A 12012-nucleotide genomic window follows, 5' to 3' on the forward strand; every position below is an offset into this window, starting at 1 on the left:
CGAGATTGCGACACGGTCAGTCGCGCCGCTGCCGACGACGACGCTCGCCGTCGTCGCCGTCACGACGGGGGCCGCGGTCGCCGCGGTCCCGGTCACGCGGGCCGCGGTCCTCGCGATCCCGGCTCGCCGGACGCTCGGCCGGAGCCGGCTTCTCGACGCCCTCGGGGTAGACCTTGTCGAGGTAGATCTTGCCGCGGGAATCGACCTCGGCGATCTCGACCTCGACCTTGTCTCCGACGTTGAGGAAGTCCTCGACCTTCTCGACCCGCTTGCCGTCGCCCACCTTGGAGATGTGCAGCAGCCCGTCGCGGCCCGGCAGGAGGGAGATGAAGGCGCCGAACGCGGCCGTCTTCACCACCGTGCCGAGGAACTTGTCCCCGACCTTCGGCAGCGTCGGGTTGGCGATCTGGTTGATGCGATCCACCGCCGCCTGGGCCGACGGCCCGTTGGTCGCGCCGACGTAGATCGTGCCGTCGTCCTCGATGGAGATCTCGGCGCCGGTCTCGTCCTGGATCGCGTTGATGGTCTGCCCCTTCGGGCCGATCACCATGCCGATCTTGTCGACCGGGATCTTCACCGAGGTCACCCGCGGGGCGTACTCGCTCATCTCGCCGGGCGACTCGATGGCCTCCTGCATGACGTCGAGGATCGTCTGGCGGGCGTCGTGGGCCTGCCGCAGCGCGGCGGCGAGGACGTCCGACGGGATGCCGTCGAGCTTGGTGTCCAGCTGCAGCGCGGTGACGAAGTCCCGCGTACCGGCGACCTTGAAGTCCATGTCGCCGAAGGCGTCCTCGGCGCCGAGGATGTCGGTCAGCGTGACGTACTCCGTCTTGCCGTCGACTTCACCGGAGATGAGGCCCATGGCGATGCCGGCCACCGGCGCCTTCAGCGGCACACCCGCGGTCAGCAGCGACATCGTGGAGGCGCAGACCGACCCCATCGAGGTCGAGCCGTTCGAGCCGAGCGCCTCGGACACCTGCCGGATCGCGTACGGGAATTCCTCCCGCGCCGGCAGGACCGGGATCAGCGCCCGCTCGGCCAGCGCACCGTGGCCGATCTCGCGGCGCTTCGGGGCGCCCACGCGGCCCGTCTCACCGGTCGAGTACGGCGGGAAGTTGTAGTTGTGCATGTAGCGCTTGGTCTTCTGCGGCGACAGGGTGTCCAGCGCCTGCTCCATGCGGAGCATGTTCAGCGTGGTGACACCCAGGATCTGGGTCTCGCCCCGCTCGAACAGCGCCGAACCGTGCACCCGCGGGAGCACCTGAACCTCGGCGGTCAGCGGCCGGATGTCGGCCAGACCGCGGCCGTCGATGCGGATCTTGTCGCGGAGGACCCGGCTGCGCACCTCGGACTTGGTCACCGACCGGAAGGCGGCGGAGACCTCCTTCTCGCGCCCCTCGAACTGCGGGGCGACGGCGGCGATCACCTTCTCCTTGACCAGGTCGAGGGCTTCCTCGCGGTCGGCCTTGCCGGCGATCTTGAGCGCCTCGGCGACCTCGGCCGCACCGGCGGACTTGACGGCCTCGTAGACGTCGTCCTGGTAGTCCAGGAACACCGGGAACTCGGTGACCGGCTTGGCGGCCACCTCGGCCAGCGCGTCCTGGGCCCGGCACAGCTCGCGCAGCACCGGCTTGGCGGCCTCCAGACCGGCGGCGACGATCTCCTCCGTCGGGGCCTTGGCGCCCGCGCCGACCAGCTTCACCGTGTTCTCGGTGGCCTCGGCCTCGACCATCATGATGGCGACGTCGTCACCGACCACGCGACCGGCGACGACCATGTCGAAGACGGCCCGCTCCAGCTCCTCGAAGGTGGGGAAGGCCACCCACTGGCCGTCGATCAGGGCCACCCGGGTCGCCCCGATCGGGCCGGAGAACGGCAGGCCGGACAGCTTGGTCGACATGCTCGCGGCGTTGATCGCGACCACGTCGTAGGGGTGCGCCGGGTCGAGCGCGAGGACCGTCTCGACGACCTGGACCTCGTTGCGCAGGCCCTTGACGAACGACGGGCGCAGCGGCCGGTCGATCAGGCGGCAGGTCAGGATGGCGTCCTCGGTCGGACGACCCTCCCGCCGGAAGAACGAGCCGGGGATCCGGCCCGCCGAGTACATCCGCTCCTCGACGTCGACGGTGAGCGGGAAGAAGTCGAACTGGTCCTTCGGCGTCTTGCTGGCGGTGGTCGCGGAGAGGACCACGGTGTCGCCGAGCTGGGCGAGGACCGAACCGGCCGCCTGCCGGGCGAGCCGCCCGGTGGAGAAGGTGATCTCCCGCGTGCCGAACGCGCCGTTGTCGATCACGGCGGTGCTGTGCTGGGTGCCGAGAGTGGTCTCGGTCATGGATGAATACTCCTCTTCGATCGTCTGGCACGCGCGCGGCTGGCTGGCGGCGGACGGCCGGTCTTCGATCGAAGCTCTCGGGCTCCGCTCCCGCATTGGCGAGGCGGCTCCGGGAGCCACTACCGAGGACCGAGCGTCAACCCGCGGCCGGGTACGCGCCTCGTCTTTCTTGCATTGTCGGTCCGGCTGGACCGGCTGTCTTGCCAACAGGGGAGCGACCCGCAGGTCACTCCCCTGTCTCTAGCGTCAGCGCCGGATGCCGAGGCGCTCGATGAGCGCGCGGTATCGGGCGATGTCCGTCTTCTGGAGGTACGCCAGCAGCCGCTTGCGGCGGCCGACCAGCAGCAGCAGCCCACGGCGGCTGTGGTGGTCGTGCTTGTGCACCTTCAGGTGCTCGGTCAGGTCTTTGATCCGCTTCGTGAGGACGGCGACCTGGACCTCCGGCGAGCCGGTGTCACCCTCGGTCGTCGCGTACTCCTGCATGATCTGAGTCTTGACTGCAGCGTCGAGCGCCATTTTCTCCCATTTCACGTTGGGCCGAAGGTTCAGCCGAGGATTCGGCGAGCCGACGGCTCATGGATACTCCGGCTCCGTGCCCACGGCGTCGGGTAGGCGTACGCGGAGCCTCGTCAAGGTTACCTTACGGAGTCGATCATGCCGCCGAGTTACCGAGGCCGAGCGCGACCCGCGTCCGCGACACGTCGTCGGTGATCGCCGCGACCAGGCCCTCCAGCGTGTCGAACCGGACAGTCGGGCGCAGGTGCGCCACGAAGTCGAGCGCGACCCGCTCACCGTAGAGGTCGCCGGTGAAGTCCAGGACGAACGCCTCGACCCGGCGCTCGGTCCCGGCGAAGGTCGGGTTGGTGCCGATCGAGACGGCGGCGGGCAGCTGCTTGCCGCCGCGCAGGAGCCAAGCCGCGTACACCCCGTCGGCGGGGATGGCCGCGTGCGGGCCGCACAGCAGATTGGCGGTCGGAAAGCCGAGCTGGCGGCCGCGCTGGTCGCCCCGGACCACGACGCCCTCCAGCCGGTGCGGGCGGCCGAGCGCGGCCGTGGCCGCGGCCATGTCCCCGGCGGCGACGCAGGACCGGACATAGGTCGACGAGAACACGGTCGACTCATCCGTCAGCAGCGGCGCGGCCGTCGTGGTGAAGCCGAACCGGCGGCCGAGCTGGGTCAGCAGCGCCACGTCACCGGCCGCCTTGTGGCCGAACCGGAAGTTCTCCCCCACCACGACCTCGGCCGCGTGCAGGTGCTCCACCAGCACGTCGTGCACGAACTCCTCGGGCGGCAGCTTGGAGAACTCGCGAGTGAAGGGCTCCACGCAGAGCGCGTCGACGCCCAGCTCCTCGATCAGCTCGGCCTTACGCTCCTGGGTGGTCAGCACCGCCGGGTGCGAACCCGGTCGGACGACCTCGGACGGGTGCGGGTCGAAGGTCACGACCACGCTCGCCTCTCCCAGCTCGCGGGCCCGCTTCACCGCGTAGCCGATGGTGGCCTGATGGCCCCGGTGCACTCCGTCGAACACACCGATGGTGACGACCGAGCGCCCCCACCCTCGCGGCGCCTGCGCCGCGCCCCTCCACCGCTGCATAGGGCCAAAGCTATCAACCTTCACAGTGGTGTTCGCACGTGATCAGGCGCGCACCCCGGGCGTCCTCCTGCAGGATCGCGAGGTGCCCGTCCGGCATCGACACCGGCCACGCGCGCAGGTCACCGCCGTCGTCGGCGATCTCGTTCCAGGCCCGAGTGGTACGCCGAAGGCAGCGCTCGTCGCCGCAGGTGATGCTGATCACCCGGGCGCGGGGCGTACGCCCGACGCGGATGCGCAGTCCGGCGGGCGGCGGCGGGGTCTTCCCTGCCAGCACGGCGACCACGTGCGCGTCCCCGTCGAACCCGAGCCCGACCAGTCCCGGCCACGCGCCGTCGACGTCGACCGCGACGTCGCTGGGATCCATCGTGGTGCTCCCACACGCCTGATCAGCGCAGCGGACCAAGAACACGGTGGCCGAACCGACCGACCCGTACGCGATCACAGGCGCGCCCTCGGGACCGACGGTGACCGCGAGCGGGAAGTCCTGAGGCGGGTCGTAGTTCACGTCGGCCAGTTCGATCCGCCGCGACGACTGGCAGGAGCGGTCGGGGCAGATCCAGGCGACGAGCTTGGCGGTCCCCGACAGGGTCCCGCGTTCGACGACCGGGGCGACGACGATGAGGCCGCCGCCGGGCAGCGACCGGGCGACCCAATGCTCCCAGTAGAACCCGGGGCGGTCCAGCCTCGCCTCCGCCGGTACGCAGTCGTCTGCCTGGCAGATCGTCAGCTCGACCGGCCCGTTGCCCGGGTACGCGATGCCGACCATCGCCGTCCCACCGTCGAACAGGGCCCGGCGGGTGTCCCAGGCCAGCGGCCGACTGGATCCGCCGACCCCGATCTTGGGCTCGCCGTCGGCGGTGACGGCGTACTCGCCGAGGTTCTGGCTGGTCTTCACGGTTCCCGAGGTGGTCAGCACCGGTACGCCCAACGGGTTCACGATGACGATCCCGGTCGCCACGACGACGACCACGGTGAGTCCGCCGCACGCCACCAGCCAGTGCCCCGGGCACGGCGCGGGGGCGCTCTGCGACCGGGCGTCGTTCAGCCTGACGCGCCACCGAGCCAGCAGCGCCCCCTGTACGCCGATGGCCGCAACGGTGAGCGCGGCCACCGCCAACCGGCCGACCGCCGCGGTCACCGGTCCCGCTGTCACGTCGGGCAGCGACGCGGACAGCCACCCGGCCGGGACAGCAGCGGCGGCGAGCCCCATCAGCAGCAGGAACAGCTGACGCCGCCGGGTCCGGCCGACCTCGACGGCCCGCCCGACCGAGTCCCACGCGGGGCGTTCGTCGAGGACGGAGTAAGCCGCCGCTGCGACGATCGGCGCGCCGAAATAGCCGGCGACCGCGATGCATGCCCAGGCCAACGGGCCGAGGAAGCCGCCGATGACGACCCCGACCGCGATGCAGGCGCCCAAGCCGGTGACGGCCAACAGCAGGGTCGTCAGCAGGCCGGGAAGTCGTCGAGCCGCCTGACGCAACGCGTCGAACGCGCTCGGCGGCTCGCCGGACAGGGTTCCCCGGACGGCGATCATGACGGCGCCGACCGACCACGCCCAGGCGACCAACCAGACCAGTGCCTCGACGACATCCAGCCAGCCCGGCGTACGCAGCGTCAGCCCGTCCACGACGACGGAGGTCCCACTGGAGCCGAGGAGTTCGAGGACGGACTGCACCAAGGTCGCGACCGCGACGACCGGCGCGACGACGGCGACGAGCAGCCGCCAGTGTCGTAGAACGCTGTCGTCGGGCGTTCCGGCGGCGCCGATCGGCGTGTCCGTCATGCGCCGCAGCGTAATTCAGCCTCGCCAATCGCGCGGGGCACCACAAGATCGTGTCCCGCTCTAGGCTGACCCCCGATGCCGTTCACGCCGAGTCACATCGCCGCTGTCCTGCCAGTGCTCCGCCGACCGGTGACCGGGGTGGCGTACGTTCCGGCCGCGCTCGCGATCGGATCGATGATCCCCGACGTTCCGCTCTTCACCGATCATTGGGTTCCGTACGCGGACACCCACGCGTTCCGGGGGATCGTCACGGTGGACGTCATCGCCACCTGCGTCGCGGTCGCGGCGTACCACCTGATCTTCCGGGCGGCGCTGATCCAGCTCCTGCCGCGGGCGGTCGGCGACCGCATTCCCGCTTCCCCGGGGCTCCGGCACCCGGCGTACCTGCTGGGGGTGCCGGTCGCGGCCGCATTCGGTGCGACCACGCATGCCTTCTGGGACAGCTTCACGCACATCCGCAGCGTCGGCATCTGGGGCGCCTGGCTGGCCCATCCGATTCTGGGGCTGCCGCTCTACCAGGTGCTTCAATACACCTCGACGGTGCTCGGGCTGCTGGTGCTGGCGGGGTGGGCCGGGTGGCGGCTACGGCGTCCGGTTCCGCAGCCTGCCTCCGGCCTGCGGCTCGGACCGCGTACCCGGGTCGTGACGGGGCTGCTCCTCGTCCTGGCGATCGGCGCCGGCGCGGCCCTCCAACTGGCCACCACCCCGCACGTCGCACGGCTTGAATCTCACCTCTACTGGGCGGCGATCGGCGGGGTCACCGCCGCCGCGACGGCGGTGACGATCTATGCGTTGGTCTTCACGGCGGCTCAGGCGGCGGCGAGGACGATCTCGGGACGCGCCTTGCCGCCCCGCTCCGAGACCACCGCCAGCGGGGTCCCGTCCGGACCCAGCACGCCGTAAGAACCGTCGAGGCCGATCGCCTCCAACGGCCCGCCGTGCGAGAGGATCTTCGCGCCCGCCTCGTCGACCTCGCGGATCGGCATCGCCCGGCGCAAGGCCGCGGCCAGCGGCAACGTCACCGGATCGCCGCCGGCCTCCGCCAGCTCCGCGAGTTTCTCCAGCGTGTACGCCTCGTCGAGGGTGAATCCGCCGACCGCCGAGCGGCGAAGCGCCGTGAGATGGCCGCCGACGCCCAAGGCGACGCCGAGGTCACGCGCGATGGCGCGGATGTACGTCCCGGCCGAGCAGGCGACCTCTACGTCGACGTCGACGAAGTCCCCGTCCCGCCGCACCTCGAAGACGTCGATCCGCTCGATGGTCACCTTCCGGGCGGCCAACTCGGGCGCCTCGCCCTCCCGGACCATCTTGTACGCGCGTACGCCGTTGACCTTGATCGCGGAGACGGCGCTCGGCACCTGATCCACTTCGCCGGTCATCGTGGACAGCTCTGTGCGTACCAGTTGATCGGAAAGATGCGCGGCCGGAACCGAAGCGGTGACCTCGCCCTCCGCGTCGTCGGTGACCGTGGTCTGACCGAGCCGGATGGTGGCGCGGTAGACCTTGACCGTGCCGACCACGTAGGTGAGCAGGCGCGTGGCCTTGCCGACGCCGATCACCAGGACCCCCGTCGCCATCGGGTCGAGGGTGCCACCGTGGCCGACCTTGCGCGTGCGCGCGATCCGGCGGCAGCGGGCGACGACGTCGTGCGAGGTCATGCCCGGCGCTTTGTCGACGACGATCAGCCCGTCGGTGACCTGGTGTTCAGCCATGCCGAACAGCGTAGTTTCACGGATCGGCCAGCGGCTTGGCAGGGCAGCCGTGCTGCTTCTGCCAGGCCTGGATGGCGGCGACCGGCGACTTGGCGACGCCCTTGCGCCATGCATCCAAATAGGACCAGGGGTAGATCACGCCGCGCCGGACCCACCAGTCGCCGGTCTTCTTACATGCGGGCGAGATGCCGAAATGCAGATGGCAGGCGGTCGTGTCGCCGGTCTTGCCGACCTTGCCGATGTGCTGACCCGCCACCACGCGCGCACCCGGCTTGGTGGTCTTGTCGACCTCCGACAAGTGCGAACCGTAGTAGCGGATGCCGTCGTCGCCGAGCAGCGACCAGGACAACCCGCCGCGAGTCGCCCCCGAATTGACCTCGGAGTCCCAGGTGTCCTCCAGGCTCACCTCGAGGATCACCCCGCCGATCGGAGCCAGTACGCCACTGCCGCACTTCGCCATGATGTCGCTGGCCGGATAGTCGTGATGCGTGTGCGCGTACGACGCCGTGCCCTGCACCGGGAACTTGTAGACCAGCGGCTTCGGCGACGTCACCGCCGGGCTGGCACTCGCCGACGGACTCGGCGCCGACTTCGCCTGCGCGCGATCGTCCAAGAACGTCGGAGTGTCCTTACCGGACGCACCACCGCCCAGCACCGCGACCGCGCCGATCAGGCCAAGCCCGAGCACCACCGCCACAATCGCCAGAATCAGGGGAATCCGCCGCACCGCGCGAGTCTAGACCTTTCGCCCGTTCCCCGCAGTTCACCCCGCCCTCCCGCGGCTTCAGGCGCGGGCGGCGCCCGGAACCGCCCACGAGCCGTCGCGCAGCCGAAGCAGCAGAGCACCCAGCCGCAGCACGATGAACAGGGTTAGCCCGGCCCATACTCCGCCGATCCCGAGGTCCAGCCACAGCGCGAGCCAGATGGCGGGCAGGAAGCCGCCGAGCGCCGCGACGATCGTGAGATTACGCAGGTAGCGGGCATCACCGGCGCCGACGAGGACGCCGTCGAGGGCGAAGACCACCCCGTTGAGCGGGAGCATCCCGATGAACCAGGGCCAGACGATCGCGAGCTGGCCGAGGACGTCGGTGTCGTCGCTGAACAGGTGCGGCAGGACGGGGGCCAGGGCGAGCACGAAGATCCCGAAGATCACGCCGCAGCCGAGGCCGATCTGGCCGATCCGGATCGCCGTACGCCGAGCGGTGAGCACGTCACCGGCCCCGAGCGCGGCGCCGATCAGGGACTGCGCCGCGATGGCGATCGCGTCGAGGGCGTACGCGCAGAACATCCAGAGCTGGAGCCCGACCTGGTGGGCGGCGACCGCGGCGGCGCCGAACCGGGCGGCGACGGCGGCTGCGGAGAGGAAGCAGAGCTGGAAGGCGAGCCCCCGGACGAGCAGGTCGCGGCCGAGGACGAGCTGCTGCCGAAGCATGACGAGGCGCGGCGCGAGCGGTACGCGTTCCGCGACGAGCGCCCGGATGAACAGGGCTCCTCCGACGACCTGGGCCGCGACGTTGGCCAGGGCGGATCCGACGAGCCCGAGGCCGGCCGGATAGACCAGCAGCGGGCAGAGGATGGCGGAGAGGACGTTCGCCCCGAGCACGTAGCGCAGCGGTCGCCGGGTGTCCTGGACGCCTCGCATCCACCCGTTGCCCGCGAAGACCAGCAGGACGAACGGGATCCCCAGGGAGGCGATGCGCAGCCAGAGTTCGGCGTGCTCGGCGATCTCAGGGTCACCGCTGAGGGCACGCGTGACCGGCCCAGCGAACAGCTGGGCGCACACGACGAAGACGAGGCCGGCCGCCAGCGCGAGCCAGGAGGCCTGAACGCCTTCCTCCACCGCCGTACGCCGAGAGCCCGCGCCGAAGCTACGCGCGGCTCGACCAGTCGTGCCGTACGCGAGGACGTTGCCGAGCCAGGCGGTCACGGCGAGGATCGTCCCGCCGATCGCGAGCGCGGCCAGTGGCACGCGGCCCAGATGGCCGACCACTGCGGTGTCGACCAGAAGATAGAGGGGCTCAGCGGCGAGGACTACGAGCGCGGGTAGCGCGAGCGCCGCTATACGCCGAAGGCTGGGGGTCACCCGCCTATGGTGCCGGTCTCCTTGTAAGGAGTCAACTCGGCAGTGGTGATTACTGGCGGGTGTCCATCGAGGTTTGCAGGGCGCGGCGCATCTGCTCACGCTGCTCGTCGGCGCTGGGCTTGGGTTTGGCAGGAGCTGACTTAACGTTAGTTTGCATAGTTCGCAAAACTATCGTTCAGGTCCACATGCAGGAACACCTTTCCCAAACTCTGGACGTCCGCTGCGCGACAAAACGCCGGCCGCCAGATGCAGATCAGGGATATGCATGTGATCTTGGGTCAAGATCGCAGGCATATCCCTGATCTGCTGGGAACCAGCGGGCCGGCGGGTAGCGGGAACCAGCGGGCCAGCGGGAACCGGCGGGTTAGCGGGAACCAGCGAGTCAGCGGGAACCGGCGGGTCAGCGGGCGAGGAAGTGCCACCCCACCCACCACCAGAACCCGAAGACGGCGATCCGCCCGACCGGAATCCGCCCGACCTCGTGGGTCATCACGACGGCGGCCAGGTCGCCGAGCGTCGGGATGCGGCGCGTACGCCGGGCGGCCCATTCGACGGCGAGGACGAGTAGTCCGGCGAGGATGAAGCCGGAGATGGCGAGCAGTCTCATCGTCGTACCAGCCCCCAGAATCCGGTGAGCCATCCGAAGTAGAAGATCGCGCGGGGCAGGTAGTCGTCGAGGAGCGGGTCGGCGAGCAGTGACAGAGTCGGGTAGTTCTTGTCGTCGCCGACCGCGAAGGTGCTCAGTTCGAAGAACACGAACACCCCGACGGGCAGCAGCCACCAGGCGAGGCCGCGGGAGAGCCGGCGCGGGGTGGGTTTGCGGGGGACGCGCTGACTCAGCCCGAGGTACATCATCACGGCGCCGAGGGTGAAGACGTAGATGTTGGCTTCGAGGGAGAAGGACGGGAGCAGGCCGCCCAGGAGCGACAGGAACGCGAAGATCGGCAGCATCACTGCCGGGCGCGTCCAGGCCGGCGCGCTCGGAACGGCGAGTTCCGGGTGATCCATGACTCGATTGTGGCTGCTTCACCCGGAGCCGGGGAGGGTTTTATTCCCCTAATGCGTCCCTTATCCGACCCATGATCTCCTCGGGCGTACCGTGGCCGGTGAAGCCCGCCGCCGCCCGGTGGCCACCGCCGCCGAGCGCCACGGCGACCCGGCTGACATCGGTGCCGCCCCGAGTCCGCATCGACACCGACCACTCCGCCGGGCCGACCTGCTTGAGCAGGCAGGCCACGTCGGCCTCGGCCGCGCAGCGGATCCCGTCGATGAGCCCTTCCAGCACGTAGGGCGCCAGGTGATGCCGTTCGAGGTCGGCCAGCGAGGCGGTGCTCCACACCAGTGCGTTCTCCGGTTCGAGAACGGCCCGGCCGAGCACCTCTCCGTAGAGCTTGACCGCGCCGAACGGGCGGGTGTCGAAGACCCTGCGGGAGATCTCGCCCGGGTTGAGCCCGGTCTCCAGCAGGTCGGCCGCCAGCCGGTGCACCGCCGGCGTGGTCAGGGCGTACTTGAACGAGCCGGTGTCGGTGATGACGCCGATGTAGAGGCATTCGGCGATCCCCTGGTCCAGGGGCACGCCCAGCCGGGCGATCAGCTCGGCCGCCACCACGGCGGTGGCCGCCGCGCCGCTGTCGACCAGGTCGATGTCCCCGAAACCGGTGTAGCTGGCGTGATGGTCCAGCACGATCACCGGGACCTTCCCGAGCAGCTCGGCGTACGCGCCCAGCCGAGACTCGGCCGCCGCGTCCAAGGTCACCACGAGCGCGGGCGGCTCCGGCGCGGTGACCAGCAGGTCGAGCCCGGGCAACGCGACGAACGGCTCCGGCAGATCCTGCGGTCCCGGGAAGGTCGCCTGGAGCCGGGTCGCACCCAGCTTCCGCAACGCCTGCCCGACCGCCAGCATGCTGCCCAGCGCGTCGCCGTCCGGGTTGACGTGGCAGACGAGCAGGATCGGGTCACCGGCCGCGACGGCCGTACGCAGAGCGCCGGTCGCCGCGGCCCACTGGTCCTCGGTGATCTCCCCCATCAGCGGCGCGCCGCCGCGTCCTCAGCCTCGTCGAGGTCGACATCGAGATCGTCGGACTCCTCGTCCTCCTCGACCTTGTACGGCTGCGGCTCACCCGCGTACTCGGCGCCTTCGGCGAGCTTGTGGACCTCCTGGTCGCGCACACGCGCCTCGGCCAGCAGGTCGTCGATGTGCTTGACGTGCTGCTGGACGTCGTCGAGGACGAAGGTCAGCGACGGCGAGTGGCGCAGGCCCAGCGCGCGGCCGACGGAGCCCCGCAGCATGCCCTTGGCGCTGTCCAGGGCGGCGGCGGTGCCGGCCTTGGCCTCCGCGTCGCCGAGCACGGTGTAGAAGATCGTGGCCTCGCGCAGGTCGGCGGTCAGCCGGGCGTCGGTGATCGTGATCATGCCCAGCCGCGGGTCCTTGATCTGCGTCCGCACCGCTGACGCCACCAGTTCCCGGACTCGCTCGGCGTGCCGGCGCACCTTGGCAGGATCGGACAT

The 12012-nt window shown here is 70.4% G+C and carries 12 protein-coding genes; 1 reads left to right on the forward strand and 11 read right to left on the reverse strand.

What is annotated here, in order from left to right; all coding sequences use genetic code 11:
- Positions 1–16: 16 nt before the first annotated feature.
- The 4 genes from HDA40_RS16680 to HDA40_RS16695 all read right to left on the reverse strand — a co-directional run bounded on the left by HDA40_RS16680 (position 17) and on the right by HDA40_RS16695 (position 5709).
- Positions 17–2332 carry a polyribonucleotide nucleotidyltransferase gene (locus HDA40_RS16680; RefSeq protein ID WP_253756809.1) on the reverse strand — a complete coding sequence of 772 codons (2316 nt, stop codon included), beginning with the start codon at positions 2330–2332 and terminating at the stop codon, positions 17–19.
- 246 nt (positions 2333–2578) lie between these two features.
- Positions 2579–2848, reverse strand: coding sequence for a 30S ribosomal protein S15 (gene rpsO / locus HDA40_RS16685; RefSeq protein WP_253756812.1), 270 nt, complete (start codon positions 2846–2848; stop codon positions 2579–2581).
- Between the two features lie 136 nt (positions 2849–2984).
- Positions 2985–3926, reverse strand: a complete 942-nt coding sequence (locus tag HDA40_RS16690) for a bifunctional riboflavin kinase/FAD synthetase (protein WP_253756814.1) — start codon at positions 3924–3926, stop codon at positions 2985–2987.
- Positions 3927–3939: 13 nt separating this feature from the next.
- Positions 3940–5709: a hypothetical protein gene (locus tag HDA40_RS16695; RefSeq protein WP_253756817.1), complete on the reverse strand. Its 1770-nt coding sequence runs from the start codon at positions 5707–5709 to the stop codon at positions 3940–3942.
- Positions 5710–5784: 75 nt separating this feature from the next.
- Here HDA40_RS16695 and HDA40_RS16700 point away from each other — a divergent pair, with 75 nt between their 5' ends.
- Entirely contained in the window at positions 5785–6612 is an 828-nt protein-coding gene (locus HDA40_RS16700; RefSeq protein WP_253756820.1) for a DUF4184 family protein, read from the forward strand.
- Here HDA40_RS16700 and truB read toward each other — a convergent pair.
- The 7 genes from truB to rbfA all read right to left on the reverse strand — a co-directional run bounded on the left by truB (position 6519) and on the right by rbfA (position 12012).
- The gene (gene truB / locus HDA40_RS16705; RefSeq protein WP_253756822.1) at positions 6519–7421 is read right to left on the reverse strand and encodes a tRNA pseudouridine(55) synthase TruB; all 903 of its coding nucleotides are present in this window, start codon (positions 7419–7421) and stop codon (positions 6519–6521) included. The two genes, HDA40_RS16700 and truB, sit on opposite strands and share 94 nt — an antisense overlap.
- 16 nt (positions 7422–7437) lie before the next feature.
- A complete protein-coding gene (locus tag HDA40_RS16710; RefSeq protein ID WP_253756824.1) occupies positions 7438–8148 on the reverse strand; it encodes a M23 family metallopeptidase in 711 nt (236 codons plus the stop codon).
- 57 nt (positions 8149–8205) lie between these two features.
- Entirely contained in the window at positions 8206–9504 is a 1299-nt protein-coding gene (locus HDA40_RS16715; RefSeq protein ID WP_253756826.1) for an MATE family efflux transporter, read from the reverse strand.
- A 400-nt stretch (positions 9505–9904) separates the two neighbouring features.
- Complete coding sequence (locus HDA40_RS16720) at positions 9905–10111, reverse strand: DUF6186 family protein (protein ID WP_253756830.1); 207 nt, start codon at positions 10109–10111, stop codon at positions 9905–9907.
- Positions 10108–10512, reverse strand: coding sequence for a hypothetical protein (locus HDA40_RS16725; RefSeq protein ID WP_253756832.1), 405 nt, complete (start codon positions 10510–10512; stop codon positions 10108–10110). The genes HDA40_RS16720 and HDA40_RS16725 overlap by 4 nt, the downstream gene beginning before the upstream one ends.
- A 40-nt stretch (positions 10513–10552) precedes the next feature.
- A complete protein-coding gene (locus HDA40_RS16730; RefSeq protein ID WP_253756835.1) occupies positions 10553–11530 on the reverse strand; it encodes a DHH family phosphoesterase in 978 nt (325 codons plus the stop codon).
- The gene (rbfA, locus tag HDA40_RS16735) at positions 11530–12012 is read right to left on the reverse strand and encodes a 30S ribosome-binding factor RbfA (RefSeq protein WP_253756837.1); all 483 of its coding nucleotides are present in this window, start codon (positions 12010–12012) and stop codon (positions 11530–11532) included. The genes HDA40_RS16730 and rbfA overlap by 1 nt, the downstream gene beginning before the upstream one ends.

Origin of the sequence: Hamadaea flava, assembly GCF_024172085.1 — a bacterium.
Classification (GTDB): Bacteria; Actinomycetota; Actinomycetes; order Mycobacteriales; family Micromonosporaceae; genus Hamadaea; species Hamadaea flava.

Bases quoted from the DNA above. Each gene is read 5' to 3' on its own strand.
- HDA40_RS16680 (WP_253756809.1), bottom strand. From the start codon at position 2,332: ATGACCGAGACCACTCTCGGCACCCAGCACAGCACCGCCGTGATCGAC.
- rpsO (WP_253756812.1), bottom strand. From the start codon at position 2,848: ATGGCGCTCGACGCTGCAGTCAAGACTCAGATCATGCAGGAGTACGCG.
- HDA40_RS16690 (WP_253756814.1), bottom strand. From the start codon at position 3,926: ATGCAGCGGTGGAGGGGCGCGGCGCAGGCGCCGCGAGGGTGGGGGCGC.
- HDA40_RS16695 (WP_253756817.1), bottom strand. From the start codon at position 5,709: ATGACGGACACGCCGATCGGCGCCGCCGGAACGCCCGACGACAGCGTT.
- HDA40_RS16700 (WP_253756820.1), top strand. From the start codon at position 5,785: ATGCCGTTCACGCCGAGTCACATCGCCGCTGTCCTGCCAGTGCTCCGC.
- truB (WP_253756822.1), bottom strand. From the start codon at position 7,421: ATGGCTGAACACCAGGTCACCGACGGGCTGATCGTCGTCGACAAAGCG.
- HDA40_RS16720 (WP_253756830.1), bottom strand. From the start codon at position 10,111: ATGAGACTGCTCGCCATCTCCGGCTTCATCCTCGCCGGACTACTCGTC.
- HDA40_RS16725 (WP_253756832.1), bottom strand. From the start codon at position 10,512: ATGGATCACCCGGAACTCGCCGTTCCGAGCGCGCCGGCCTGGACGCGC.
- HDA40_RS16730 (WP_253756835.1), bottom strand. From the start codon at position 11,530: ATGGGGGAGATCACCGAGGACCAGTGGGCCGCGGCGACCGGCGCTCTG.
- rbfA (WP_253756837.1), bottom strand. From the start codon at position 12,012: ATGTCCGATCCTGCCAAGGTGCGCCGGCACGCCGAGCGAGTCCGGGAA.